Annotated in this window: 19 protein-coding genes and 2 tRNA genes; 17 read left to right on the top strand and 4 right to left on the bottom strand. The window is 52.4% G+C overall.

Annotation, left to right across the window (positions count from 1 at the left end):
- Window positions 1–88 precede the first annotated feature (88 nt).
- The gene (locus tag C2U53_RS06615; RefSeq protein WP_042998293.1) at window positions 89–1,054 is read left to right on the top strand and encodes a DMT family transporter; all 966 of its coding nucleotides are present in this window, start codon (window positions 89–91) and stop codon (window positions 1,052–1,054) included.
- Between the two features lie 15 nt (window positions 1,055–1,069).
- Window positions 1,070–2,242, top strand: a complete 1,173-nt coding sequence (gene cgtA / locus C2U53_RS06610; RefSeq protein WP_042325080.1) for an Obg family GTPase CgtA — start codon at window positions 1,070–1,072, stop codon at window positions 2,240–2,242.
- Between the two features lie 48 nt (window positions 2,243–2,290).
- Here cgtA and dacB read toward each other — a convergent pair whose 3' ends face one another.
- Entirely contained in the window at window positions 2,291–3,724 is a 1,434-nt protein-coding gene (gene dacB, locus C2U53_RS06605; protein ID WP_044263639.1) for a serine-type D-Ala-D-Ala carboxypeptidase, read from the bottom strand.
- 246 nt (window positions 3,725–3,970) lie between these two features.
- Between dacB and greA the strand changes: the two genes are divergently transcribed.
- Window positions 3,971–4,447 (top strand): transcription elongation factor GreA, encoded by a 477-nt coding sequence (gene greA / locus C2U53_RS06600; protein ID WP_042998290.1) that lies wholly within the window; start codon window positions 3,971–3,973, stop codon window positions 4,445–4,447.
- 145 nt (window positions 4,448–4,592) lie between these two features.
- Here the strand turns inward: greA and yhbY are convergent, their stop codons facing one another.
- Entirely contained in the window at window positions 4,593–4,886 is a 294-nt protein-coding gene (gene yhbY / locus C2U53_RS06595; RefSeq protein ID WP_041686369.1) for a ribosome assembly RNA-binding protein YhbY, read from the bottom strand.
- Between the two features lie 126 nt (window positions 4,887–5,012).
- On the opposite strand from yhbY, the gene rlmE reads away from it, so the two are divergent.
- From rlmE to C2U53_RS06565, 6 genes are all read left to right on the top strand, one after another.
- Entirely contained in the window at window positions 5,013–5,642 is a 630-nt protein-coding gene (rlmE, locus tag C2U53_RS06590; RefSeq protein ID WP_042291855.1) for a 23S rRNA (uridine(2552)-2'-O)-methyltransferase RlmE, read from the top strand.
- 99 nt (window positions 5,643–5,741) lie between these two features.
- Entirely contained in the window at window positions 5,742–7,673 is a 1,932-nt protein-coding gene (gene ftsH / locus C2U53_RS06585) for an ATP-dependent zinc metalloprotease FtsH (protein WP_044255934.1), read from the top strand.
- A gap of 88 nt (window positions 7,674–7,761) precedes the next feature.
- Window positions 7,762–8,610: a dihydropteroate synthase gene (folP, locus tag C2U53_RS06580; RefSeq protein ID WP_042998288.1), complete on the top strand. Its 849-nt coding sequence runs from the start codon at window positions 7,762–7,764 to the stop codon at window positions 8,608–8,610.
- Window positions 8,603–9,940: a phosphoglucosamine mutase gene (gene glmM / locus C2U53_RS06575; protein WP_042998287.1), complete on the top strand. Its 1,338-nt coding sequence runs from the start codon at window positions 8,603–8,605 to the stop codon at window positions 9,938–9,940. The genes folP and glmM overlap by 8 nt, the downstream gene beginning before the upstream one ends.
- Window positions 9,941–10,168: 228 nt before the next feature.
- The gene (gene secG, locus C2U53_RS06570) at window positions 10,169–10,501 is read left to right on the top strand and encodes a preprotein translocase subunit SecG (protein WP_042998286.1); all 333 of its coding nucleotides are present in this window, start codon (window positions 10,169–10,171) and stop codon (window positions 10,499–10,501) included.
- 9 nt (window positions 10,502–10,510) lie between these two features.
- Window positions 10,511–10,597 (top strand) — tRNA-Leu (locus C2U53_RS06565).
- A gap of 310 nt (window positions 10,598–10,907) precedes the next feature.
- On the opposite strand, the gene C2U53_RS06560 is transcribed toward C2U53_RS06565, so the two are convergent.
- Both C2U53_RS06560 and argG read right to left on the bottom strand, forming a co-directional pair.
- Window positions 10,908–14,075, bottom strand: a complete 3,168-nt coding sequence (locus tag C2U53_RS06560; protein ID WP_172740564.1) for an autotransporter outer membrane beta-barrel domain-containing protein — start codon at window positions 14,073–14,075, stop codon at window positions 10,908–10,910.
- Between the two features lie 385 nt (window positions 14,076–14,460).
- Window positions 14,461–15,804 carry an argininosuccinate synthase gene (argG, locus tag C2U53_RS06555; RefSeq protein WP_044255923.1) on the bottom strand — a complete coding sequence of 448 codons (1,344 nt, stop codon included), beginning with the start codon at window positions 15,802–15,804 and terminating at the stop codon, window positions 14,461–14,463.
- Window positions 15,805–16,102: 298 nt separating this feature from the next.
- On the opposite strand from argG, the gene C2U53_RS06550 reads away from it, so the two are divergent.
- The 8 genes from C2U53_RS06550 (at window position 16,103) to pnp (ending at window position 25,425) form a co-directional block, all read left to right on the top strand.
- Window positions 16,103–16,179 (top strand) — tRNA-Met (locus C2U53_RS06550).
- Window positions 16,180–16,386: 207 nt separating this feature from the next.
- A complete protein-coding gene (rimP, locus tag C2U53_RS06545; protein WP_043001756.1) occupies window positions 16,387–16,839 on the top strand; it encodes a ribosome maturation factor RimP in 453 nt (150 codons plus the stop codon).
- A 27-nt stretch (window positions 16,840–16,866) separates the two neighbouring features.
- The gene (gene nusA, locus C2U53_RS06540) at window positions 16,867–18,354 is read left to right on the top strand and encodes a transcription termination factor NusA (RefSeq protein ID WP_042325113.1); all 1,488 of its coding nucleotides are present in this window, start codon (window positions 16,867–16,869) and stop codon (window positions 18,352–18,354) included.
- A gap of 24 nt (window positions 18,355–18,378) precedes the next feature.
- A complete protein-coding gene (gene infB, locus C2U53_RS06535) occupies window positions 18,379–21,069 on the top strand; it encodes a translation initiation factor IF-2 (protein ID WP_042998284.1) in 2,691 nt (896 codons plus the stop codon).
- 210 nt (window positions 21,070–21,279) lie between these two features.
- Window positions 21,280–21,681, top strand: a complete 402-nt coding sequence (gene rbfA / locus C2U53_RS06530) for a 30S ribosome-binding factor RbfA (RefSeq protein ID WP_042998283.1) — start codon at window positions 21,280–21,282, stop codon at window positions 21,679–21,681.
- The gene (gene truB, locus C2U53_RS06525) at window positions 21,681–22,625 is read left to right on the top strand and encodes a tRNA pseudouridine(55) synthase TruB (RefSeq protein WP_090050699.1); all 945 of its coding nucleotides are present in this window, start codon (window positions 21,681–21,683) and stop codon (window positions 22,623–22,625) included. The genes rbfA and truB overlap by 1 nt, the downstream gene beginning before the upstream one ends.
- A 149-nt stretch (window positions 22,626–22,774) precedes the next feature.
- Complete coding sequence (rpsO, locus tag C2U53_RS06520; RefSeq protein ID WP_000059465.1) at window positions 22,775–23,044, top strand: 30S ribosomal protein S15; 270 nt, start codon at window positions 22,775–22,777, stop codon at window positions 23,042–23,044.
- Between the two features lie 245 nt (window positions 23,045–23,289).
- The gene (pnp, locus tag C2U53_RS06510) at window positions 23,290–25,425 is read left to right on the top strand and encodes a polyribonucleotide nucleotidyltransferase (protein ID WP_042998281.1); all 2,136 of its coding nucleotides are present in this window, start codon (window positions 23,290–23,292) and stop codon (window positions 25,423–25,425) included.
- Window positions 25,426–25,518: the final 93 nt, after the last annotated feature.

The following is a 25,518-nucleotide window of genomic DNA, read 5'->3' as shown; positions in this document are numbered from 1 at the left end:
GTTGCGGGGCTTTTTACATTCGACGACCGGTAAATATGCTCGTGAAACCGCTTTGCACCGGATAACGAGCCCTTGCAGGGAAACGGGCATGAAGCAGCAGGCTGGCATTGGTATTCTTTTGGCGCTCACAACGGCGGTATGTTGGGGGGCTTTGCCAATTGCTATGAAGCAGGTGCTGGAGGTGATGGAGCCTCCTACCATCGTTTTTTACCGTTTTTTAATCGCCAGTATTGGCCTCGGGGCGATTCTGGCCGCGAAGCGTAAGCTTCCGCCGCTGCGAATTTTTCGCAAAGCGCGCTGGCTGGTTCTGCTGGCAATTGCTACCGGTGGGCTCTTTGGCAACTTCATCCTGTTCAGCTCTTCCCTGCAGTATTTAAGCCCAACGGCTTCGCAGGTGATCGGCCAACTGTCGCCAGTGGGCATGATGGTCGCGAGCGTATTTATCCTTAAAGAGAAAATGCGCGGTACGCAGATTGTCGGCGCGATAATGCTGTTGTGCGGACTGGTGATGTTCTTCAACACCAGTCTGATCGAAATTTTTACCAGGCTGACCGATTACACCTGGGGCGTCATTTTTGGCGTCGGTGCGGCTACGGTCTGGGTAAGCTATGGTGTCGCACAAAAGGTGTTATTGCGGCGTCTGGCATCACCGCAGATTCTGTTTTTACTGTACACTTTATGTACGATAGCGCTATTGCCGCTGGCGAAGCCCGGTGTGATAGCCCAGCTCAGTGACTGGCAGCTTGCCTGTTTAATTTTCTGTGGGCTGAATACACTGGTAGGATATGGCGCCCTGGCGGAAGCGATGGCGCGTTGGCAGGCAGCGCAGGTGAGCGCATTAATCACGCTCACCCCGCTGTTTACGCTGTTATTTTCAGATCTTTTATCTATGGCCTGGCCCGATTTCTTCGCCAGACCGATGTTAAACCTTCTCGGTTATCTCGGTGCGTTTGTCGTGGTTGCGGGCGCGATGTACTCCGCCATTGGTCATCGTATTTGGGGCGGATTACGTAAGCATGAATCGGTGGTATCGCAGCCCCGCTCAGGCGAATGATTTACGGAGAGTAAAATGAAGTTTGTTGATGAAGCAACGATTCTGGTCGTTGCAGGCGATGGCGGCAATGGTTGCGTAAGCTTCCGCCGTGAGAAATACATCCCGAAAGGCGGCCCGGACGGCGGCGATGGCGGTGATGGTGGCGACGTCTGGATGGAAGCCGACGAAAACCTGAACACCCTGATCGATTACCGTTTTGAGAAATCTTTCCGCGCAGAACGAGGCCAGAATGGCGCCAGCCGTGACTGTACCGGTAAACGCGGGAAAGATGTCACGATTAAAGTGCCGGTAGGTACGCGTGTGATCGATCAGGGCACGGGCGAAACCATGGGCGACATGACTAAGCACGGTCAGCGTCTGATGGTCGCAAAAGGCGGCTGGCACGGTCTGGGTAACACCCGTTTCAAATCTTCCGTCAACCGTACGCCACGTCAGAAAACGATGGGGACGCCGGGTGACAAGCGTGATCTGCTGCTGGAGCTGATGCTGCTGGCGGATGTGGGCATGCTGGGGATGCCAAATGCCGGTAAATCGACTTTTATCCGTGCGGTCTCTGCGGCGAAGCCTAAAGTGGCGGATTATCCGTTTACCACGCTGGTGCCGAGCCTCGGTGTTGTCCGTATGGATAACGAGAAAAGCTTCGTGGTGGCGGACATTCCGGGGCTGATTGAAGGCGCTGCGGAAGGTGCCGGTCTGGGCATCCGCTTCCTGAAACACCTTGAGCGTTGCCGCGTACTACTGCATCTCATCGACATCGATCCTATCGACGGTTCCGATCCGGTTGAGAATGCGCGCATCATCATCGGCGAGCTGGAAAAATACAGTCAGGATCTGGCAGCTAAACCGCGCTGGTTAGTGTTCAACAAGATCGATTTGCTGGACAAAGCCGAAGCGGAAGAGAAAGCCAAAGCTATCGCCCAGGCGCTGGGCTGGGAAGATAAATACTATCTGATCTCTGCCGCCAGCCAACTGGGCGTGAAAGATCTCTGCTGGGATGTGATGACCTTTATTATCGAGAACCCGATTACTCAGGCGGAAGAAGCTAAGCAGCCAGAGAAAGTCGAGTTCATGTGGGATGATTATCATCGCCAGCAAATCGCTGAAGTGGAAGAAGAAGCGGAAGACGACTGGGATGACGACTGGGACGAAGACGACGAAGAAGGCGTCGAGTTCATCTATAAGCGTTAATCTCAGGAAAACCCCGGACATGTTGCCGGGGTTTTTGTTTTTGCGGACTCAGTTATTCTGATAGATATCTTTGTACAATCGGCTTTCAAAGCGAACCAGAGGAATGCGGCGGTTACGTTGATCGGCAGGTTCTACCGCATAACCCGACAGATATTGTACAAACGCCATCCGTTGCCCGCTGGCGGTGGTAATAAAGCCCGCCAGGTTGTACACCCCCTGCAATGATCCCGTTTTCGCTGAGACCTTACCATCGACACCCGCCTGATGCAGACCCGCACGGTACTGCAGAGAGCCGTCATAGCCCGCCAGCGGCAGCATTGAGATGAAATTCAGCTCGTTGTCATGCTGCGCGATGTATTGCAGAACCTGCATCATGGTGGCAGGGGCGATCAGGTTATGGCGCGACAGGCCGGAGCCATCGGCAATAATCGTGTTGCCAATATCGACTCCGGCTTGTTGACGCAGGATCTGCCGCACAGCATCGGAGCCCGCACGCCACGTTCCCGGTACATTAAACCGTGCGTGACCAATCATTCGGAAGACGGTGTCGGCAATCATGTTGTCCGACTTTTTCAGCATAATCTTAAGCAGATCGTGCAGCGGCGCAGACTGCTTACTGGCCACAATGGTGCCTGGCTCATTGACCTGTGTCTGGCGTAATAAGGTTCCGCTGTAGGTGATACCGGCCTGTTTGAGTTCATCTTTCAGGATCGCCCCGGCATAGCTGGCGCCGTCCTGAATGGCAAATGCCAGCGGCAGAGGGTCGGCACGCTGCGGCAGACACCCGGTCAATGTGAAGCGGTTTAAATCGCCCGGAACCACGTCCAGTTCACAATATTGCGCCTCCGCAGAGCCGCGCGGGAGGGTGCGAACCTGGCTGAACATGGTGACCGGGTAGTAAGACGCTACGCGAATATAGGCCAAATCGTTCGCTTTTTGCGCGCTGTAGAGCGAAATCGAGAAGCAGTTTCGATCGACAATGGCGGCCGCAGGCGGCGCGCTGAAGCACTGGGTCATGTCGTTCCAGGGCCATCCCGGTGCTTTATCGTGACTGGCAAAAACAGAGGTATCAATCAGGACGTTTCCGGTGATTTGCGTGACGCCTGCTTTTTTCAGGTTCGCCACCATATTCCGAATATCCTGCCTTTTTAGCGTCGGATCGGCACCAAATCGCGCCACTAAATCACCTTTGAGAACGCCCGCATCAACGCTGCCTTTGGTCTCCAGCGTGGTCGTAAAGCGGAAGTCAGGGCCAAGCTGAATTAAGGCCGCCAGCGCGGTAATCACTTTCTGCGTACTGGCAGGAAGTGCCATTTGCTGACTGTGATAATCAATTGCGGGAGTCGGGGCGCCGACCTTCTGGACCATGAGGGCAAGGTTAGCTCCGGCAGGGAGCTGGTTGATGTACTCGTCAACGTTCGCGGCCTGGACGCTGAACGCTACACTGGTGGTCAATCCGATGATAAATCTGGAAAATCGCATAATCTCGCGCTAACAACCTGGAAACAAGCCGACATACTACGGCGCAATGCCCTGGAAAGTAAACGATGACCCATAGGGAACTCCAGGGTAAAATGAGTATCAAATTAAGAATTGTAGCTGACCTGGACCTTGCGTCCGGGTCGGTATTTTTTTGCTTCTGGTCCGGGTATGACGCCATACCGGGGCAGGCTTAACAGCCGGGGCATAGCAATCGCCCCCTACAGGAATGTTCAAGAGGTATAACAAATGCAAGCGATTCCGATGACCTTACGTGGTGCAGAAAAATTACGCGAAGAGCTGGATTTTCTGAAATCTGTGCGCCGCCCTGAAATTATCGCCTCTATTGCCGAAGCGCGTGAGCATGGCGATCTGAAAGAGAATGCGGAATATCATGCGGCGCGTGAACAGCAGGGGTTCTGTGAAGGTCGTATCAAAGACATCGAAGCGAAGTTGTCGAATGCTCAGGTCATCGATGTCACCAAAATGCCGAATAACGGTCGCGTTGTCTTTGGCGCGACGGTCACCGTTCTGAACCTTGATAATGACGAAGAGCAGACCTGGCGTATCGTGGGCGATGACGAAGCGGACTTCAAACAGAACCTGATTTCCGTCAATTCGCCGATTGCACGCGGCCTGATTGGCAAAGAACAGGATGACGTCGTGGTGATCAAAACGCCAGGCGGCGAAGTCGAATATGAAATCACTAAGGTAGAATACCTGTAAGTGCTCAAGATGTTGATGTATTGTAAAGAAAGGAAAAAGGCCGCATAGCGGCCTTTTATCAACGAAGAGAGCGTGGCATTTTGCTCTCCTGCTTGCGGGAAATCCCTCGTTTTACACAGGTTTTGTGTTCGACTTTAGGATATTCTTAGCGTGGCAGCGAGATTTTGCGTTCTTTACTCGGGCGATAAAGCACCAGCATTTTACCGATGACCTGTACATTACAGGCGCCGGTTTCGCGCACGATAGCGTCCACGATCAAGGTTTTTGTTTCGCGATCTTCAGACGCGACTTTCACCTTGATGAGTTCATGGTGCTCTAACGCTTGTTCAATCTCGGCCAGTACCCCTTCGGTCAAACCATTATTGCCAAGCATAACGACCGGCTTGAGCGGATGTGCCAGACCTTTCAGGTGCTGTTTTTGTTTAGTACTCAGATTCATCGTATATTTTTGCTTACGTTGGGATTGAAAACGGGTCATTCTACCGCCATCTCCCATATATCGCCAAATAGTGCGTGGAAATTTACGCCGTATGGCAACGATGTTCTGCCCCGATGGGAAAGTTAAATGACAGGTAAGAAGCGTTCTGCCAGCTCGAGTCGCTGGCTTCAGGAACACTTTAGCGATAAATATGTTCAAGAGGCACAGAAAAAGGGGTTGCGTTCCCGTGCCTGGTTTAAACTTGATGAAATACAGCAAAGTGACAAACTTTTTAAGCCGGGGATGACGGTAGTCGATCTCGGTGCTGCGCCAGGAGGCTGGTCACAGTATGTGGTCTCGCAGATTGGCGGCAAAGGCCGTATCATCGCTTGTGATCTTTTACCTATGGATCCTATCGTTGGTGTGGACTTTCTTCAGGGCGACTTTCGTGATGAACTTGTCATGAAAGCGCTGCTGGAACGCGTGGGTGACAGTAAAGTCCAGGTTGTCATGTCAGATATGGCACCAAACATGAGCGGAACACCAGCGGTGGATATCCCCCGTGCCATGTATCTGGTGGAACTGGCGTTAGAAATGTGTCGTGATGTGCTAGCGCCGGGTGGCAGTTTTGTAGTGAAGGTGTTCCAGGGCGAAGGTTTCGATGAGTACCTAAGGGAAATTCGCTCCCTGTTTACGAAGGTGAAAGTTCGTAAACCGGACTCTTCTCGCGCACGTTCGCGTGAAGTGTATATTGTAGCGACCGGGCGTAAACCATAACTGGTCGATTTCAGACGAAAGTTTGAAAGACGCTGGATATAGAGTATCCTGACGCTGTTTTTAACACAGTTGTAATAAGAGGTTAATCCCTTGAGTGACATGGCGAAAAACCTAATACTCTGGCTGGTCATTGCCGTTGTGCTGATGTCAGTATTCCAGAGCTTTGGGCCCAGCGAGTCTAATGGCCGTAAGGTGGATTACTCTACCTTCCTGCAAGAGGTCAACAACGACCAGGTTCGTGAAGCACGTATCAACGGACGTGAGATCAACGTTACCAAGAAAGATAGTAACCGTTACACGACCTACATTCCGGTAAGCGATCCGAAGCTGCTTGATAACCTGCTGACTAAGAACGTCAAGGTTGTGGGTGAACCACCAGAAGAACCGAGCCTGTTGGCTTCCATCTTCATTTCCTGGTTCCCAATGCTGCTGTTGATCGGCGTCTGGATCTTCTTTATGCGTCAGATGCAGGGCGGCGGTGGCAAAGGTGCCATGTCGTTCGGTAAGAGCAAAGCGCGCATGCTGACGGAAGATCAGATCAAAACCACGTTTGCCGACGTCGCAGGTTGTGACGAAGCGAAAGAAGAGGTAGCGGAACTGGTTGAATACCTGCGCGAGCCGAGCCGCTTCCAGAAACTGGGCGGTAAAATCCCGAAAGGCGTCCTGATGGTCGGTCCTCCGGGTACCGGTAAAACCTTGCTGGCGAAAGCCATTGCAGGTGAAGCGAAGGTTCCATTCTTTACGATTTCAGGTTCTGACTTCGTGGAAATGTTCGTCGGTGTTGGTGCATCTCGTGTGCGTGACATGTTCGAACAGGCCAAGAAAGCAGCACCGTGCATTATCTTCATCGATGAAATCGATGCCGTAGGTCGCCAGCGTGGCGCAGGTCTGGGTGGCGGTCACGATGAACGTGAACAGACTCTGAACCAGATGCTGGTTGAGATGGATGGTTTCGAAGGTAACGAAGGCATCATCGTTATTGCAGCCACTAACCGGCCGGACGTTCTTGACCCAGCACTGCTGCGTCCTGGCCGTTTCGACCGTCAGGTTGTGGTCGGCTTGCCGGATGTGCGTGGTCGTGAACAAATCCTGAAAGTACATATGCGTCGCGTACCGCTGGCGCCGGATATCGACGCGGCAATCATTGCCCGTGGTACGCCGGGCTTCTCCGGTGCGGACCTGGCGAACCTGGTGAACGAAGCGGCGCTGTTTGCTGCTCGTGGCAACAAGCGCGTCGTGTCGATGGTTGAGTTCGAGAAAGCGAAAGACAAAATCATGATGGGTGCGGAACGTCGCTCCATGGTGATGACGGAAGCGCAGAAAGAATCAACCGCGTACCACGAAGCAGGCCATGCGATTATCGGTCGCCTGGTACCGGAACACGATCCGGTGCATAAAGTGACGATTATCCCGCGCGGTCGTGCGCTGGGTGTGACCTTCTTCCTGCCTGAAGGCGACGCGATCAGCGCCAGCCGCCAGAAGCTGGAAAGTCAGATCTCCACGCTGTACGGCGGTCGTCTGGCAGAAGAGATCATCTACGGTGTTGAACATGTTTCTACCGGTGCGTCGAACGACATTAAAGTGGCCACTAACCTGGCGCGTAACATGGTGACCCAGTGGGGCTTCTCCGACAAACTCGGTCCGCTGTTGTATGCGGAAGAAGAGGGCGAAGTATTCCTCGGTCGTAGCGTTGCAAAAGCGAAACATATGTCCGATGAAACCGCGCGTATCATCGACCAGGAAGTGAAAGCACTGATTGAGCGTAACTACAATCGTGCACGCCAGCTCCTGAATGACAACATGGACATCCTGCACGCCATGAAAGATGCGCTCATGAAATATGAGACCATCGATGCGCCGCAGATTGATGACCTGATGGCTCGCCGCGATGTTCGCCCGCCAGCTGGCTGGGAAGAACCGGGCTCTAACAATTCTGACAACAATGGCACGCCTCGTGCGCCGCGCCCGGTTGATGAACCGCGCACGCCGAACCCAGGTAATACCATGTCAGAGCAGTTAGGCGACAAATAAGTTACCGTTGTTGATGACTGCGTTTAATTGAAAACCCTGGGGCTTGCTCCGGGGTTTTTTCTTATCAATTTATACCAGGGATAACACCATGAAACTCTATGCCCAGGGCACTTCACTGGATCTCAGCCATCCTCATGTGATGGGGATCCTTAACGTCACGCCAGACTCTTTCTCGGATGGTGGAACGCACAACACGCTGATTGAGGCAGTGAAACATGCCAATCTGATGATTAATGCCGGGGCGACTATCATTGATGTCGGCGGTGAGTCTACGCGCCCCGGTGCGGCGGATGTGAGTGTGGAAGAGGAACTGGCGCGTGTTATCCCGGTGGTTGAGGCGATTGCCCAACGTTTTGAAGTCTGGATTTCTGTTGATACCTCAAAGCCTGAAGTGATCCGCGAATCGGCAAGAGTCGGTGCTCACATCATTAACGATATTCGCTCGCTCTCTGAACCCGGCGCGCTGGAGGCGGCGGCAGAAACCGGTTTACCGGTTTGTCTGATGCATATGCAGGGACAGCCGAAGACCATGCAGGAAGCGCCCAAATATGAGGACGTGTTTGCGGAGGTAAATCGCTACTTTATTGAGCAAATAGCACGTTGTGAAAGGGCAGGCATCGCAAAAGAGAAATTGTTGCTCGACCCGGGATTCGGTTTCGGTAAAAATCTCTCCCATAACTATACATTACTGGCGCGACTGGCTGAATTTCACCATTTTAACCTGCCGCTGCTGGTGGGAATGTCACGTAAATCGATGGTGGGCCAACTGCTCAATGTGGGCCCATCAGAGCGTCTGAGCGGTAGCCTTGCCTGTGCGGTCATTGCTGCTATGCAGGGGGCGCAGATCATTCGTGTCCATGACGTCAAAGAAACCGTAGAAGCGATGCGTGTGGTGGAAGCCACATTGTCCGCAAAGGAAAACAAACGCTATGAGTAACCGTAAATATTTTGGCACTGATGGGATCCGGGGCCGTGTGGGCGATGCGCCGATTACGCCTGATTTTGTACTGAAGTTGGGCTGGGCGGCCGGTAAAGTCCTGGCGCGCCACGGCTCGCGTAAAATCATCATCGGCAAAGATACCCGTATTTCCGGTTACATGCTGGAGTCAGCACTTGAAGCGGGTCTGGCGGCAGCAGGGTTGTCCGCCTCGTTTACGGGCCCAATGCCGACGCCTGCAGTTGCTTACCTGACGCGTACTTTCCGCGCCGAAGCCGGGATTGTGATCTCCGCATCGCATAACCCGTTCTATGACAACGGTATTAAATTCTTCTCCATCGACGGTACCAAACTACCCGACGCCGTCGAAGAAGCCATTGAAGCGGAGATGGAAAAAGAGATCACCTGTGTGGACTCCGCTGAGCTCGGTAAAGCCAGCCGCATCGTTGATGCAGCAGGGCGCTACATTGAATTTTGCAAAGGCACCTTTCCGAACGAGTTAAGCCTGAACGAACTTAAAATTGTGGTGGATTGCGCTAACGGGGCAACCTACCACATTGCGCCTAACGTGCTGCGTGAACTGGGTGCGAAAGTGATTACCATTGGCTGTGAGCCCAATGGCGTGAATATTAACGAAGAAGTCGGTGCCACCGATGTGCGTGCCTTGCAGGCCCGCGTGCTCGCGGAAAAAGCCGATCTGGGTATCGCGCTGGATGGCGACGGTGACCGCGTGATCATGGTTGACCATGAAGGCAATAAAGTCGATGGCGATCAGATCATGTATATCATCGCCCGTGAAGCCCTGCGTCAGGGACAACTGCGCGGTGGCGCGGTCGGGACGCTGATGAGCAATATGGGGCTGGAACTGGCGCTCAAGCAACTCGGCATTCCGTTTACCCGTGCGAAAGTCGGTGACCGCTACGTGCTGGAAAAAATGCAGGAAAAAGGCTGGCGTATCGGGGCGGAAAACTCTGGTCACGTCATTCTGCTGGATAAAACCACCACCGGTGACGGCATTGTTGCCGGTTTGCAGGTAGTAGCGGCGATGGTGCGTAACCACATGAGCCTTCACGATCTCTGCAGCGGCATGAAAATGTTCCCGCAGATCCTGGTAAATGTGCGTTACACCGCCGGTAGCGGCGATCCGCTGGAAAATGATACGGTGAAAGCCGTGACTGCGGACGTAGAATCTGCGCTGGGAAGTCGTGGACGTGTATTGCTGCGTAAATCGGGCACTGAGCCGTTAATCCGCGTGATGGTTGAAGGCGAAGATGAAGCCCAGGTGACCGAGTTTGCCCATCGCATTGCGGATGCGGTTAAAGCGGTGTAATACAGACTTAACTGCATAAAAAGGCGGCATTTGCTGCCTTTTTATTAAAGGGAAACCCGGCTTTTGCTGTTTTTTTCCGCAGTTGATACAATGCACTAAAATTGCCCTTGCGAAGGTCATTCGCTTTGGTTAGTATTCACACCCGCTTCAGTGGGAAACAGTAAAATATCCCGCTTTATTGGTTAGAAGCAATTGGTATGCGGCAACTCCGCAAGGAACAGGTTGATTATGTACGAAGCTCTTTTGGTAGTTTTCCTTATTGTGGCAATTGCCCTTGTGGGCTTGATCATGCTGCAGCAAGGTAAAGGCGCTGATATGGGAGCCTCCTTCGGAGCAGGCGCTTCCGCTACGCTGTTTGGTTCAAGTGGTTCTGGTAACTTCATGACCCGTATGACGGCTGTGCTGGCGACGTTGTTCTTTATCATCAGTCTGGTGCTGGGCAATATCAACAGCAACAAAACCAATAAAGGAAGTGAGTGGGAAAATCTGAGCGCGCCGGCGAAAACTGAACAGCCTCAGCCAACTGCTCCGGCTAAGCCGACCAGCGATATCCCACAGTAAGATTTCTGTGCCGAGGTGGTGGAATTGGTAGACACGCTACCTTGAGGTGGTAGTGCCCAATAGGGCTTACGGGTTCAAGTCCCGTCCTCGGTACCAATATTCAAGCAATGGACGTCAATAGACGTCCATTGTCGTATCTGAAGCCTGCGTAATGCTGATGTCCTTCCTCATTTTTACCCGCTCCTTTGATAACCCAGAATGCATCCACGGCGATCTTACTGCTGGCTGGCGCATCAGGATGCAGATAAAAAGAACCCGGGACTAGCCCGGGCAGATATTGTCGATTAGGTTGGAGTTATTTGATAACCGTACCCTGAAAAGTCAGTCAGGAGAACATCGATACGGCTTCTCTGTGCGGACTGAGACTGTTTCCAGAATACGGTCGCTTCAGTGCGTTATCATCGACTCAAAAATGGTACTTAATACCGATATTTGCCGAGGTATCACTGTAGCTCTTCGTTCCAACCTGATGTGCAAGGTTTGTCCAGAGAGTGAGGGTGTCCGTCACCTGACCCTCAAGACCCAGTTTCACTTCCCCGACATTGCGACTTCCTGCTTGTTCAACCCTGACGTTGTCCAGCGTGGCATTGACATTCCGGGTGTTGTGCAGCCAATTGACCTCACCGTAAACGGTAAACTGCTTACCCCTGGTTTGCGCATTCAGCGTGTCGTACGAAAGATTCAGACCAAGACGTGTTTGGGTGCCGGCGCTACCGTCAACTCGCGTACCGTTCACTTCCTGATGAGGATCGGCTTTAATGCCACTCCAGATGACCTGTGCCTGCGGGGTGATGAAAAGCGAGCCATTAGCGCTCTGGTGCAGCGGTTGACGATAGCCACTCTCCAGTGAACCGCTCAGACCACTGATGTTATAACTTTCGCTCGCCACTCCATCGCCATTCACCGATGCGCGAAACGCACTGTATTGCAACCAGCTATCGATATACAGGCCGTTGCGGGACTCTGAATTTTGATACCAGGTGGCGTAAGTGCCCACGCTGTAGCCATGGAGGCTATTTTTGGCGTCATAATGTGTTTTTGTGGATTGCGTATTCCCGCGGCTGTAGCCATAACCCGCCATGATGCCTACACCGAGTCTATCCTGTTCGCTGAATTGACCACTCCACAGTTCACCGCCTCCCTGAATGACATAGCTGTTTCCGCGCATCTGCAACTGACCGCTGCCGTCTTGTGATTTACTACGGAACGCCTGTTGCCGTAACCATATGCTGGAATCTTGTGCCCGACCTTCACGATCTTTCAGGGTATGGCTGAAAAGACGATTTGCCGCTGCCATGTTGGCGAGATAGGCCCCGGCTTCAGGGCGATAAATTTGCGGTTTCTGCTCGGTTTCCGCAGCGGGCGATGGAGGTGCAACTGGCGTGTCATTGCCCGGTATTTCTGGTGATTCTGGTTCTTCAGGATCGTTGACCGGTATTTCCGGTTCCACAGGGTCCTCTGGCTCTGGTTCTGGAGCCAGTGCAGAGCGCAAATACCAGTCACCCTCATCCTGATGCAGGAAATATTCGTATGCCCCGGCCAGAGCGCGATTTTCAAGCGTAAACAGGCCATCTGATTGCCCGCCCACGCTTATCACTTCTATACCATTTACCGTTGTGGTGCCGGACCCATGGAAATTGTTTACATACAGTCTGGTGGTTCCGGCAGTATCACCTGTCACGACCAGTTTGTCGGTTGCTGAGCTATCATCGCCCAGCGCAGTATTCATGATTAACGTACCGCCACCCAGATAATTTCCGACAGTAATGGTTTTGAAGACGCCGTTCTCCCCAGGTGGAGTAAATGCCACTGTGCCTGTATTCGTCAGGCTCGTAATATCGGAATCCCCTGTCACATTCCAGCGGCTGGTCTCATCCAGCGCCATACTGTACCCGCGAACAATACGACCGGTCATTGTTGATGAACCATTCAGGGCGATATTCAGCGCCGTGGCATTAGCAGAACGCGAAACCGCATCACCAAAAATGTGCGAATTGTCGTTGGCAGCGACGTTCACCACACCGGACTGGTACGCGCCGTTGTCTTCGACACTGATCGCTGTACCAGCCTCTCCGCCGCTACGTCCCGTCAGCGTCGAGCGGGTTAAATCAAGATTAAGGTCGGTATTAATCGTTCGCACTGCGTAGCCATCCCGGGTTTCAATATGGCTATCAACCATCGGTAACGCGCTGCTGGAGCTTATTGTCTGGTAGCCGACCAGCAAACCATGACTATTATTACCTGTCATGTTTATGCTGTTCTGATTGAATCTGATATCCGGGCTTCCGCCGAGAAACATCCCCGTCGAGTTATTGCCTGAAACTTGTGCTGTCAGGCTGTCAATATGGGCTGTGGCCTCATAAATATACGCACCAACACTGACGGCCGTAGAGTTATCACCTCTAAGCGTGAGTCGAATATCATTCAGGTAGGTTTTAGACCGGGTATTTTCCACACCGATACTGTCTTTACCATTCATGGTAATATCGATGTCTGTGGCGGTCAGGATTGTTGTCTGGGGTAAACCACTCCCCCTCTGGGCAGCGATAATCCCGGTTGAGCGGTATCCGTGAGATGTGATATCGATGTTATCCAGTGTCAACTCTGTATTATCTATGACTTGCGCCCCTACGCCGGAGTAACCAAACGTCTCAATGGAAGAATTGGAGAGTGAAGAGGCAACATTTGCAGTTGCATCAATATAAAGTCCATGTGATCCCAGACCGCGTGTGACAATAGTGAGATTGTTCATCGCTGCGGAGACATTTCCGTGAGTGACAGTCACGGCATTTGACTGATAACCTCTTGTTTCAATCGAGAGGTTATTTAATGTGGCTCTGGTTGCAAGATCGCTCGGGGCCAGAGCATTCGAGACGGTAATGGCTGCCGGATTCGGCGGTAATGATGAGCTTGAATCATCCCCGTTATCCAGAACAGTAATCCGACTGTTCTCAATATTCAGCGTGGCGCCGCCGGTGACCTTAATTCCTGTATCATCTAAACCGTAGCTATCTCCACGAATGGTGATATCAGAATCATTGTTTATATCCAGGTGCGAGCCGGTGCCAGTAACCTTCACGCCTCGCCCAGTGGAGACTGTACTGTTGCTGATAACCGCAGATGCACCATTACTTACTTCGCCAAGATAGGCATAACTCCATAGTGATGTATTGGCAATATTTAATAGACTTCCAGCATCCTGAGCCAAAAAAAGCCGATCGTGATAAGAGCCTGACTGTGTGGTTGAAGTCAGACTGGCTGTCGAATTCGACAATCGAATTTCCCCACCGCCATATGCTCTCAAAAGCGTATATGTCGCACCATAAAGCGTACGGTCAGCATAAATCTCCACGTTGTTACCGCTGATGATACCTCCGGTGCGGTAAGCGTCCAGAACAACAGTGGAGGCGGTATTCGTATATTGTCCACCTGGCGTTAAGGTTATTGTCTGGTTCGCGCCAGCCATAACGGTACCATCGTTGACCGCGATAGCCTTCCACGGTGCTAACGCCATCATGATCGTTATAGTAAGCATTTTTATTTTCAGACAATTATTTTCATTATAACTATACATAAGCAACATCCTTTTGCTTCTTCATTAACAATTGATTCAGATAATTACCAAATTGGTTTAATCTTCATCGTTTATGAAAAGAATATCGAGGATGACTTTTTGAGTGCAAATATAAAAATCCGAAAATCAGCGTTGAAGAACAATTTTCATTAGTTACGAGGTGAATGAAATACAGGATAAATAAATAAAAATTCGCTCAATTGGGAATAGAATAATATTATTATCAATAATCCCAGGAGTGCTTTTTTGCTGTTACATTCTGATGTGTAGAAATCCTCTACTATATCCAGCAGATATCATTAATAAGTTATGCTCCATGGGATTGCACTTATCTGGCATAGATAAAAAAGGCCGCTTTCGCGGCCTTCATTTAATAATCAAATCGTTACTTCGCTTTGTTTTCCAGGTTTTCAACCTGGGGCAAACCAGTAGCCGAAGAGGCAGAAAGCAGCCCTGACTGTGCATAGCCGAACAGCTTCTCCCGGGTATCGGTGATGTCCAGGTTACGCATGGTCAACTGCCCAATACGATCGTCCGGTGAGAACACGGAGTCACCTTTCTCCATTGTCAGACGCTCTGGCTTGTAGGTCAGGTTGTCGGACACAGTATTGAGGATCGAATAGTCGTTTCCGCGACGCAGTTCCAGCGTCACTTCACCGGTAATCTGGCTGGCGACCCAACGCTGCAGACTATCACGCAACATCAGCGCCTGAGAGTCGAACCAACGACCCTGATAGAGCAGGCGACCTAACTGACGGCCGTGGGCGTGGTACTGCTCAATGGTGTCTTCGTTGTGGATACCAGTCAGCAGACGCTCATAGGCGATATGCAGCAGCGCCATCCCAGGGGCTTCGTAAATACCGCGGCTTTTGGCTTCAATAATACGGTTTTCAATCTGGTCACTCATTCCCAGTCCGTGACGCCCGCCGATGCGGTTCGCTTCCAGCATCATTTCCACATCGTCACTGAAGGTCTTACCATTCAGCGCGACCGGATGACCCTGTTCGAAGCGAATGGTGACTTCTTCCGCGGCGATCTTCACGTTCTCATCCCAGAACTTCACACCCATGATTGGGTTGACGATCTTAACGCTTGAGTTCAGAAACTCGAGATCTTTGGCTTCGTGCGTCGCGCCGAGCATGTTGGAGTCCGTGGAGTAGGCCTTTTCGACGGACATTTTGTAGTCGAAACCGCAGGCGATCATAAACTCAGACATCTCATGACGACCGCCCAGTTCATCGATAAAGTCCGTATCCAGCCACGGTTTGTAGATCTGTAGTTCAGCGTTGGTCAGCAGGCCATAGCGATAGAAACGCTCGATGTCGTTTCCTTTATAGGTACTGCCGTCGCCCCAGATATTGACGCCGTCTTCTTTCATCGCTGCAACCAGCATAGTGCCGGTGACTGCACGACCCAGCGGCGTAGTATTGAAATAGGTGAGCCCGCCAGTGGTGTTATGGAATGCCCCACACTGAATCGCGGCGATACCTTCAGCAACCAGTTGTTTACGGCAGTCGATCAGTCGAGCGTTCTCTGCACCGTATTCCATTGCACGACGAGGGATCTCATCATAGTCCTCCTCGTCTGGCTGACCCAGGTTCGCAGTATATGCATATGGGACAGCCCCTTTTTGTCGCATCCACAGCAGTGCCGCGCTGGTGTCCAGGCCGCCGGAAAAAGCGATACCAATACGTTGACCTACCGGAAGATGCTTGAGAATCGTCGTCATAAAATAAAACCCTGCTTGATAGACTGATGGTGAGATCGGCTTTCTGCTCTCAGTGCATGTTTATGCAAAATAAATGAGTTTTCATTTAATCATCTTTTTACGGAGACAGGAAGAGTTTCGTGTTTATTTCCGTAAATTACGCTGATGACGGCATGTCAGGTTATGTCGTTAACAAGGTTGACACAATGGGGGGGTAATCAATATAATACGCGCAGATTTTACGTCCCGTCCTCGGTACCAAATCCCAGCAGTATTTGCATCTTTTACCCAAAACGAGTAAAATTTGCCACGTTTCAGGCGCGGGGTGGAGCAGCCTGGTAGCTCGTCGGGCTCATAACCCGAAGGTCGTCGGTTCAAATCCGGCCCCCGCAACCACTTTCCCTTAGAGTTCTTTTTCAAATATACTGTGAAGACCATGGCCTTCGTAGCTGGATTTGAAAAAAATTCTTTCGGAAGGTTCTCCAGACCGCAGTTGCGGTTATAGGGTTCAGTTATCTAAAGCCCCGATTTATCGGGGTTTTTTGTTATCTGACTACAGAATAACTGGGCTTTAGGCCCTTTTTTTATGTCTTGGGGGTGGGCTTGTCCACATTAGAGCAAAAATTAACAGAGATGATTACAGCGCCAGTTGAGGCCTTAGGTTACGAACTGGTCGGCATCGAATTTATTCGCGGTCGCACATCCACACTGCGCATCTATATTGATAGTGAAGATGGCATCAATGTTGATGATTGTGCTGATGTGAGCCACCAGGTGAGCGCAGTTCTGGACGTTGAAGATCCTATTACTGTGGCTTACAACCTGGAAGTCTCCTCACCGGGTCTCGACCGCCCAATGTTCACTGCTGAACACTATGTGCGTTTCCTGGGTGAAGAAGTTTCGCTGGTACTCCGCATGGCGGTACAGAACCGCCGTAAATGGCAGGGCGTTATCAAAGCGGTAGATGGTGAAATGATCACCGTCACAGTCGAAGGAAAAGATGAAGTGTTCGCGCTGAGTAATATCCAGAAGGCGAACCTGGTTCCCCACTTTTAACAGTCTGGATGAGGTGAAAAGCCCGCGATGAACAAAGAAATTTTGGCTGTTGTTGAAGCCGTATCCAATGAAAAGGCGCTGCCACGCGAGAAAATTTTTGAAGCGTTGGAAAGTGCGCTGGCTACAGCGACAAAGAAAAAATATGAACAAGAGATTGATGTTCGCGTAGAAATCGATCGTAAAAGCGGTGATTTTGACACTTTCCGTCGTTGGGTGATTGTTGAAGAAGTGACCCAGCCGACGAAAGAAATCACGCTGGAAGCCGCACGTTTTGAAGACGAAAGCCTGAACCTGGGCGATTACGTTGAAGATCAGATTGAATCTGTGACCTTTGACCGTATCACTACCCAGACCGCAAAACAGGTTATCGTACAGAAGGTTCGTGAAGCTGAACGCGCGATGGTTGTTGATCAGTTCCGTGAACACGAAGGTGAAATCATCACCGGCGTGGTGAAGAAAGTGAACCGCGATAATATCTCTTTGGATCTGGGCAGCAATGCTGAAGCGGTGATCCTGCGCGAAGACATGCTGCCGCGTGAAAACTTCCGCCCTGGCGACCGTATTCGTGGCGTTCTTTACTCTGTTCGCCCGGAAGCACGCGGCGCGCAACTGTTCGTGACCCGTTCCAAGCCGGAAATGCTGATTGAACTGTTCCGCATTGAAGTGCCGGAAATTGGCGAAGAAGTGATTGAAATTAAGGCCGCAGCTCGCGATCCGGGTTCCCGTGCGAAAATCGCGGTGAAAACCAACGACAAGCGTATCGACCCGGTCGGCGCGTGTGTTGGTATGCGTGGCGCACGCGTACAGGCGGTTTCGACCGAGCTGGGCGGCGAGCGCATCGATATCGTCCTGTGGGATGATAACCCGGCGCAGTTCGTGATTAACGCTATGGCACCGGCTGACGTTGCGTCTATCGTGGTGGATGAAGATAAACACACCATGGATATCGCCGTTGAAGCCGGTAACCTGGCGCAAGCAATTGGACGTAATGGTCAGAACGTCCGCCTGGCTTCGCAATTAAGCGGTTGGGAACTCAACGTGATGACCGTTGATGACCTCCAGGCTAAACATCAGGCTGAAGCACATGCCGCGATCGATACCTTCACCAAATATCTCGATATTGATGAAGAGTTCGCCACTGTTCTGGTTGAAGAAGGGTTTGCCACTCTGGAAGAACTGGCCTACGTGCCAATGAAAGAACTGCTGGAAATCGATGGCCTTGATGAGCCGACCGTTGAAGCACTGCGCGAGCGTGCTAAAAACGCACTGACCACTCTGGCACTGGCCCAGGAAGAAAGCCTCGGTGATAACAAGCCGGCTGACGATCTGCTGAATCTGGAAGGATTAGATCGCGATATGGCCTTCAAACTGGCTGCCCGTGGTGTTTGTACGCTGGAAGATCTCGCCGAACAGGGCATTGATGATCTGGCTGATATCGAAGGGTTGACCGACGAAAAAGCCGGTGAGCTGATTATGGCTGCCCGTAATATTTGCTGGTTCGGCGACGAAGCGTAATAAACTGTAGCAGGAAGGAACAGCATGACAGATGTAACCGTAAAAACGCTGGCCGCAGAGATACAGACCTCCGTGGATCGCCTGGTACAGCAATTTGCTGATGCCGGTATCCCGAAGTCTGCTGATGACTCTGTGTCCGCACAAGAAAAACAGACTTTACTGGCGCACCTGAACCGTGAAAATGGTTCTGGCCCGGATAAGCTGACGCTGCAGCGTAAAACGCGTAGCACCCTGAACATTCCAGGTACCGGTGGAAAAAGCAAATCGGTACAAATCGAAGTCCGCAAGAAGCGCACCTTTGTGAAACGTGATCCGCAAGAGGCCGAACGCCTTGCCGCGGAAGAGCAAGCGCAGCGTGAAGCGGAAGAGCAGGCCCGTCGTGAGGCAGAAGAAATGGCCAAACGCGAGGCGCAACAAAAAGCTGACCGTGAGGCCGCAGAACAAGCTAAGCGTGACGCCGCTGATAAAGCGAAACGCGAAGCTGCGGAAAAAGACAAAGTGAGCAATCAACAGACTGACGATATGACCAAAACCGCCCAGGCCGAGAAAGCCCGCCGTGAGAATGAAGCTGCAGAGCTGAAGCGTAAAGCGGAAGAAGAAGCACGCCGCAAGCTTGAAGAAGAAGCGCGCCGCGTAGCGGAAGAAGCTCGCCGTATGGCGGAAGAGAACGCAGGCGTGTGGGCTGAGCAGGAAAAAGTGGAAGAAGATAAGAGCGATTATCATGTCACCACTTCTCAGCACGCTCGCCAGGCCGAAGACGAAAACGATCGTGAAGTGGAAGGCGGTCGTGGCCGTGGCCGCAACACGAAAGCGGCGCGTCCGGCGAAGAAAGGCAACAAACACGCTGAATCCAAAGCCGACCGTGAAGAAGCGCGTGCCGCGGTTCGCGGTGGTAAAGGCGGCAAACAGCGTAAAGGTTCCGCACTGCAGCAGGGCTTCCAGAAGCCAGCGCAGGCTGTTAACCGTGACGTTGTGATTGGCGAAACCATCACCGTTGGCGATCTGGCGAACAAGATGGCGGTTAAAGGCTCTCAGGTCATCAAAGCGATGATGAAGCTGGGTGCAATGGCGACCATCAACCAGGTGATCGACCAGGAAACCGCACAGCTGGTTGCCGAGGAAATGGGCCACAAAGTTATCCTGCGTCGTGAGAACGAGCTGGAAGAAGCCGTAATGAGCGACCGTGATACGGGTGCTGCGGCTGAACCGCGCGCACCGGTGGTGACCATCATGGGTCACGTTGACCACGGTAAAACGTCTCTGCTGGACTACATTCGTTCAACGAAAGTGGCCTCTGGCGAAGCGGGCGGTATTACCCAGCACATCGGTGCTTACCACGTTGAAACCGACAACGGTATGATCACCTTCTTGGACACCCCGGGCCACGCCGCGTTTACCTCCATGCGTGCTCGTGGTGCACAGGCAACGGATATCGTGGTTCTGGTTGTTGCAGCAGACGACGGCGTGATGCCGCAGACCATCGAAGCTATCCAGCACGCGAAAGCGGCGGGTGTGCCGGTTGTGGTTGCAGTAAACAAAATCGATAAGCCGGAAGCCGATCCGGATCGCGTTAAAAACGAACTGTCCCAGTACGGCATTCTGCCGGAAGAGTGGGGCGGTGAGAGCCAGTTCGTCCACGTTTCTGCAAAAGCAGGTACTGGTATCGACGAACTGCTGGATGCGATCCTGCTGCAGGCCGAAGTTCTCGAACTGAAAGCGGTCCGTAAAGGGATGGCGAGCGGTGCGGTTATCGAATCCTTCCTGGATAAAGGTCGTGGTCCGGTTGCTACCGTACTGGTGCGCGAAGGTACGCTGCATAAAGGCGATATCGTACTGTGCGGCTTCGAATACGGTCGCGTTCGTGCGATGCGTAACGAACTGGGTCAGGAAGTTCTGGAAGCAGGTCCGTCCATTCCGGTGGAAATCCTGGGTCTGTCCGGTGTTCCGGCAGCCGGTGACGAAGTGACCGTGGTACGTGACGAGAAGAAAGCACGTGAAGTTGCACTGTATCGTCAGGGCAAATTCCGTGAAGTGAAACTGGCACGTCAGCAGAAATCTAAACTCGAGAACATGTTCGCCAACATGACCGAAGGCGAAGTTCACGAAGTGAACATCGTGCTGAAGGCCGACGTTCAGGGTTCTGTGGAAGCGATCTCCGACTCCTTGCTGAAACTGTCTACCGACGAAGTGAAAGTGAAGATCATCGGTTCTGGTGTCGGTGGTATCACCGAAACCGACGCAACCCTGGCCGCAGCGTCCAACGCGATTCTGGTTGGCTTCAACGTTCGTGCGGATGCCTCTGCGCGTAAAGTGATTGAATCCGAAAGCCTGGATCTGCGCTACTACTCCGTCATCTATAACCTGATCGATGAAGTGAAAGCGGCGATGAGCGGTATGCTGTCGCCGGAACTGAAACAGCAGATCATCGGTCTGGCTGAAGTTCGTGATGTGTTCAAATCACCGAAATTTGGTGCCATCGCGGGCTGTATGGTTACCGAAGGGACGATCAAACGTCACAACCCAATCCGCGTCCTGCGTGACAACGTGGTTATCTACGAAGGCGAGCTGGAATCCCTGCGCCGCTTCAAAGATGACGTTAACGAAGTCCGTAACGGTATGGAATGTGGTATCGGCGTGAAGAACTACAACGACGTTCGCGTTGGCGATATGATCGAAGTGTTCGAGATCATCGAGATTCAACGTACCATCGCATAATCTTCGTCGTCTTTTGGGCCGCCACTGCGTTGGCTACGAGCGTTCACCCCGGTCACATAGTTATATGCTCCGGGGATTCACGCCCTTGTTGCCTTGTTGCAACCCAAAATACTTAGAAGATGGTTTTGCGTAGGCCGGGGAAGCGAAGCGCCACCCGGCAATAATTTTTAAAAGGGGCTTAGGGCCCCTTTTTTGTCTGGAGAATTTATTATGGCGAAAGAATTTGGTCGCCCGCAGCGCGTGGGACAGGAGATGCAAAAAGAGATCGCAATCATCCTGCAGCGCGAAATTAAAGACCCGCGTCTGGGCATGATGACCACCGTTTCCGGTGTCGAAATGTCTCGCGATCTGGCGTATGCCAAAGTGTATGTCACCTTCCTGAATGACAAAGATGAAGACGCTATCAAGGCAGGCATCAAAGCGTTACAGGAAGCGTCCGGCTTCATCCGTAGCCTACTGGGTAAAGCGATGCGACTGCGTATCGTGCCGGAACTGACCTTCTTCTACGATAATTCGCTGGTGGAAGGGATGCGCATGTCCAACCTGGTGACCAACGTGGTTAAACATGACGAAGAACGTCGTGTAAACCCGGACGACAGCAAGGAGGACTAATGAGTCGTCCTCGTCGTCGTGGTCGCGACATTCACGGTGTCCTGCTGCTGGATAAGCCGCAGGGCATGTCCAGCAATGATGTACTGCAAAAAGTTAAACGCATTTATAACGCCAATCGCGCCGGGCATACCGGGGCGCTGGATCCGTTAGCGACCGGCATGCTGCCGATTTGCCTCGGGGAAGCGACCAAGTTTTCGCAGTATCTGCTGGATTCTGACAAGCGTTATCGGGTGATTGCCCGTCTGGGACAGCGTACAGACACGTCCGATGCCGATGGGCAAATCGTACAGGAGCGCCCGGTCGCCTTCACCCCCGAGCAACTGGCGGCCGCGCTGGACACGTTCCGCGGTGATATCGAGCAGGTGCCATCGATGTATTCGGCGCTGAAGTATCAGGGTAAAAAACTGTACGAATACGCGCGTCAGGGCATTGAAGTGCCGCGTGAAGCCCGACCGATTACCGTTTACGAGCTGTTGTTTATCCGTCATGAAGGGGATGAACTGGAGCTGGAAGTGCACTGTTCGAAAGGCACTTATATTCGTACTATTATTGACGATCTGGGTGAGAAGCTGGGATGTGGCGCGCATGTGATCTTCCTGCGTCGTCTGACGGTCAGCAAATATCCAGTGGATCGTATGGTCACGCTGGAGCGTCTGCGTGAAATGGTCGAACAGGCGGAGCAACAGGGGATCCCGGCAGCACAGTTGCTTGATCCGCTGTTGATGCCGATGGACAGTCCGGCATCGGACTACCCTGTCGTTAATTTGCCGCTAACCTCATCGGTTTACTTCAAAAACGGTAACCCGGTTCGCACGAACGGCGCCCCGCAGGAAGGGTTAGTCCGTGTCACGGAAGGTGATGACGGTAAATTTATCGGTATGGGCGAGATCGACGACGAAGGTCGCGTGGCGCCTCGCCGATTAGTGGTGGAGTATCCGGCGTAGCACGGGTTCGTCTTGCGATAAGAAGGCGCTACGAGTAGAATACTGCCGCTTAACGTCGCGTGAATTTTTTAACAGTTCACCTGGCGTACACTGGGAACGCTGAATTAGAGATCGGCGTCCTTTCATACTTAATACTTTGGAGTTTTAAAATGTCTCTAAGTACTGAAGCTACAGCTAAAATCGTTTCTGAGTTTGGTCGTGATGCAAACGACACCGGTTCTACCGATGTTCAGGTTGCACTGTTGACTGCACAGATTAACCACCTGCAGGGCCACTTTGCAGAGCACAAAAAAGATCACCACAGCCGTCGTGGTCTGCTGCGCATGGTTTCTCAGCGTCGTAAACTGCTCGACTACCTGAAACGTAAAGATGTTGCACGCTACACCGCGCTGATCGAGCGTCTGGGTCTGCGTCGCTAATTCTTGCGAGTTTCGTAAAAGGGGGCCTTCATGGCCCCTTTTTTCAAGCAGATGGCAGCAATTCACTGGAAACTATTGTATTGTTGCTATGAATGATCTTCCGTTGCAGAGGTTCGCGCGGCTAATGAGAGGCTTTACCCAATTTCGTATGGGTTAGGGTTGTCATTAGTCGCGAGGATGCGCAGAAGATCGGGTATTAACGGCGATTCAGTCTGTGTCGCCAAAAAATTGGAAAGGATATTATTTTGCTTAATCCGATCGTTCGTAAATTCCAGTACGGTCAGCATACCGTTACGCTGGAAACCGGCATGATGGCCCGTCAGGCCACTGCCGCTGTTATGGTTAGCATGGATGACACGGCGGTATTCGTGACCGTTGTCGGCCAGAAAAAAGCGAAGCCGGGTCAGGACTTCTTCCCGCTGACCGTTAACTATCAGGAGCGTACCTACGCTGCTGGCCGCATCCCAGGTAGCTTCTTCCGTCGTGAAGGCCGTCCAAGCGAAGGCGAAACTCTGATCGCGCGTCTGATTGACCGCCCGGTTCGTCCGCTGTTCCCGGAAGGTTTCGTGAACGAAGTTCAGGTTATCGCAACCGTCGTTTCCGTTAACCCGCAGGTTAACCCGGATATCGTCGCGATGATCGGTGCCTCTGCTGCACTGTCTCTGTCTGGTATTCCGTTCAACGGCCCAATCGGTGCGGCACGTGTGGGTTATATCAATGACCAGTACGTACTGAACCCGACTCAGGACGAGCTGAAAGAGAGCAAACTGGATCTGGTCGTTGCCGGTACGGAAGCCGCCGTACTGATGGTTGAATCCGAAGCAGAACTGCTGAGCGAAGACCAGATGCTGGGTGCTGTCGTGTTTGGTCACGAACAGCAGCAGGTGGTTATCAAAGAAATCAACGAACTGGTGAAAGAAGCCGGTAAACCACGTTGGGACTGGCAGCCGGAAGCGGTGAACGAAGCGCTGAACGCGCGCGTTGCAGCCCTGGCAGAATCTCGCCTGAGCGACGCTTACCGTATCACCGACAAACAAGAGCGTTATGCTCAGGTTGACGTGATCAAGTCTGAAACCATCGCAACGCTGGTTGCAGAAGATGAGTCCCTGGACGCTAACGAACTGGGTGAAATCCTGCACGCAATCGAGAAAAACGTGGTGCGTAGCCGTGTACTGGCCGGCGAACCGCGTATTGATGGCCGCGAAAAAGACATGATCCGTGGTCTGGACGTGCGTACTGGCGTACTGCCACGTACCCACGGTTCCGCACTGTTCACCCGTGGCGAAACTCAGGCGCTGGTTACCGCAACCCTGGGTACCACCCGTGATGCGCAGAGCCTCGACGAACTGATGGGCGAGCGTACTGACAACTTCCTGTTCCACTACAACTTCCCTCCGTACTGCGTCGGCGAAACCGGCATGGTCGGTTCTCCGAAGCGTCGTGAAATTGGTCACGGTCGTCTGGCGAAGCGCGGCGTGCTGGCAGTGATGCCGGATCTGGATAAATTCCCGTACACCGTGCGTGTGGTTTCTGAAATCACCGAATCCAACGGTTCTTCTTCCATGGCTTCCGTGTGTGGTGCCTCTCTGGCGCTGATGGACGCAGGCGTGCCGATCAAAGCGGCCGTTGCGGGTATCGCGATGGGTCTGGTGAAAGAAGGCGACAACTACGTTGTTCTGTCTGACATCCTGGGCGACGAAGATCACCTGGGCGATATGGACTTCAAAGTTGCGGGCTCCCGCGACGGTATCTCTGCGCTGCAGATGGATATCAAAATTGAAGGTATCACCAAAGAGATCATGCAGGTTGCTCTGAACCAGGCTAAAGGTGCGCGTCTGCATATCCTGGGCGTGATGGAACAGGCGATTAACGCGCCACGCGGCGACATTTCTCAGTTTGCACCGCGTATCCACACCATTAAGATCAGCCCGGACAAAATCAAAGATGTGATCGGTAAAGGCGGTTCTGTGATCCGTGCGCTGACCGAAGAGACTGGCACCACCATCGAAATCGAAGATGACGGTACCGTGAAAATCGCAGCAACCGACGGTGAAAAAGCGAAATACGCAATTCGCCGTATCGAAGAGATCACCGCAGAAATCGAAGTAGGCCGTATCTACAACGGTAAAGTGACCCGTATCGTCGACTTTGGTGCGTTCGTTGCCATCGGCGGCGGTAAAGAAGGTCTGGTACACATCTCGCAGATCGCAGATAAGCGCGTTGAGAAAGTGACCGATTACCTGCAGATGGGCCAGGAAGTACCGGTTAAAGTTCTGGAAGTTGACCGCCAGGGCCGTGTACGTCTGAGCATTAAAGAAGCAACTGAACAATCTCAGCCTGCAGCCGCACCGGAAGCTCCGGTAAGCGAACAGGGCGAGTAAGGTTGCCATTTGCCCTCCGCCGTTGCGGAGGGCTTTTAACCTGGCAGGACGCCTTGTTAGCAACCGGGGAACAGGACGTTCAATTAATCGTTG

It is taken from the genome of Citrobacter sp. CFNIH10 (assembly GCF_002934585.1).
Taxonomy (GTDB): domain Bacteria; phylum Pseudomonadota; class Gammaproteobacteria; order Enterobacterales; family Enterobacteriaceae; genus Citrobacter_A; species Citrobacter_A amalonaticus.
The sequence above is the reverse complement of the archived record's forward strand: the minus strand, read 5'-3'. Positions and strand labels throughout refer to the sequence as shown.

Coding starts and splice junctions, on each gene's coding strand:
- dacB (WP_044263639.1), bottom strand. CDS start 3,724: ATGCGATTTTCCAGATTTATCATCGGATTGACCACCAGTGTAGCGTTC.
- rpsO (WP_000059465.1), top strand. CDS start 22,775: ATGTCTCTAAGTACTGAAGCTACAGCTAAAATCGTTTCTGAGTTTGGT.
- greA (WP_042998290.1), top strand. CDS start 3,971: ATGCAAGCGATTCCGATGACCTTACGTGGTGCAGAAAAATTACGCGAA.
- rlmE (WP_042291855.1), top strand. CDS start 5,013: ATGACAGGTAAGAAGCGTTCTGCCAGCTCGAGTCGCTGGCTTCAGGAA.
- infB (WP_042998284.1), top strand. CDS start 18,379: ATGACAGATGTAACCGTAAAAACGCTGGCCGCAGAGATACAGACCTCC.
- rbfA (WP_042998283.1), top strand. CDS start 21,280: ATGGCGAAAGAATTTGGTCGCCCGCAGCGCGTGGGACAGGAGATGCAA.
- C2U53_RS06560 (WP_172740564.1), bottom strand. CDS start 14,075: ATGTATAGTTATAATGAAAATAATTGTCTGAAAATAAAAATGCTTACT.
- truB (WP_090050699.1), top strand. CDS start 21,681: ATGAGTCGTCCTCGTCGTCGTGGTCGCGACATTCACGGTGTCCTGCTG.
- nusA (WP_042325113.1), top strand. CDS start 16,867: ATGAACAAAGAAATTTTGGCTGTTGTTGAAGCCGTATCCAATGAAAAG.
- argG (WP_044255923.1), bottom strand. CDS start 15,804: ATGACGACGATTCTCAAGCATCTTCCGGTAGGTCAACGTATTGGTATC.
- glmM (WP_042998287.1), top strand. CDS start 8,603: ATGAGTAACCGTAAATATTTTGGCACTGATGGGATCCGGGGCCGTGTG.
- folP (WP_042998288.1), top strand. CDS start 7,762: ATGAAACTCTATGCCCAGGGCACTTCACTGGATCTCAGCCATCCTCAT.
- secG (WP_042998286.1), top strand. CDS start 10,169: ATGTACGAAGCTCTTTTGGTAGTTTTCCTTATTGTGGCAATTGCCCTT.
- yhbY (WP_041686369.1), bottom strand. CDS start 4,886: ATGAATCTGAGTACTAAACAAAAACAGCACCTGAAAGGTCTGGCACAT.
- ftsH (WP_044255934.1), top strand. CDS start 5,742: ATGGCGAAAAACCTAATACTCTGGCTGGTCATTGCCGTTGTGCTGATG.
- C2U53_RS06615 (WP_042998293.1), top strand. CDS start 89: ATGAAGCAGCAGGCTGGCATTGGTATTCTTTTGGCGCTCACAACGGCG.
- cgtA (WP_042325080.1), top strand. CDS start 1,070: ATGAAGTTTGTTGATGAAGCAACGATTCTGGTCGTTGCAGGCGATGGC.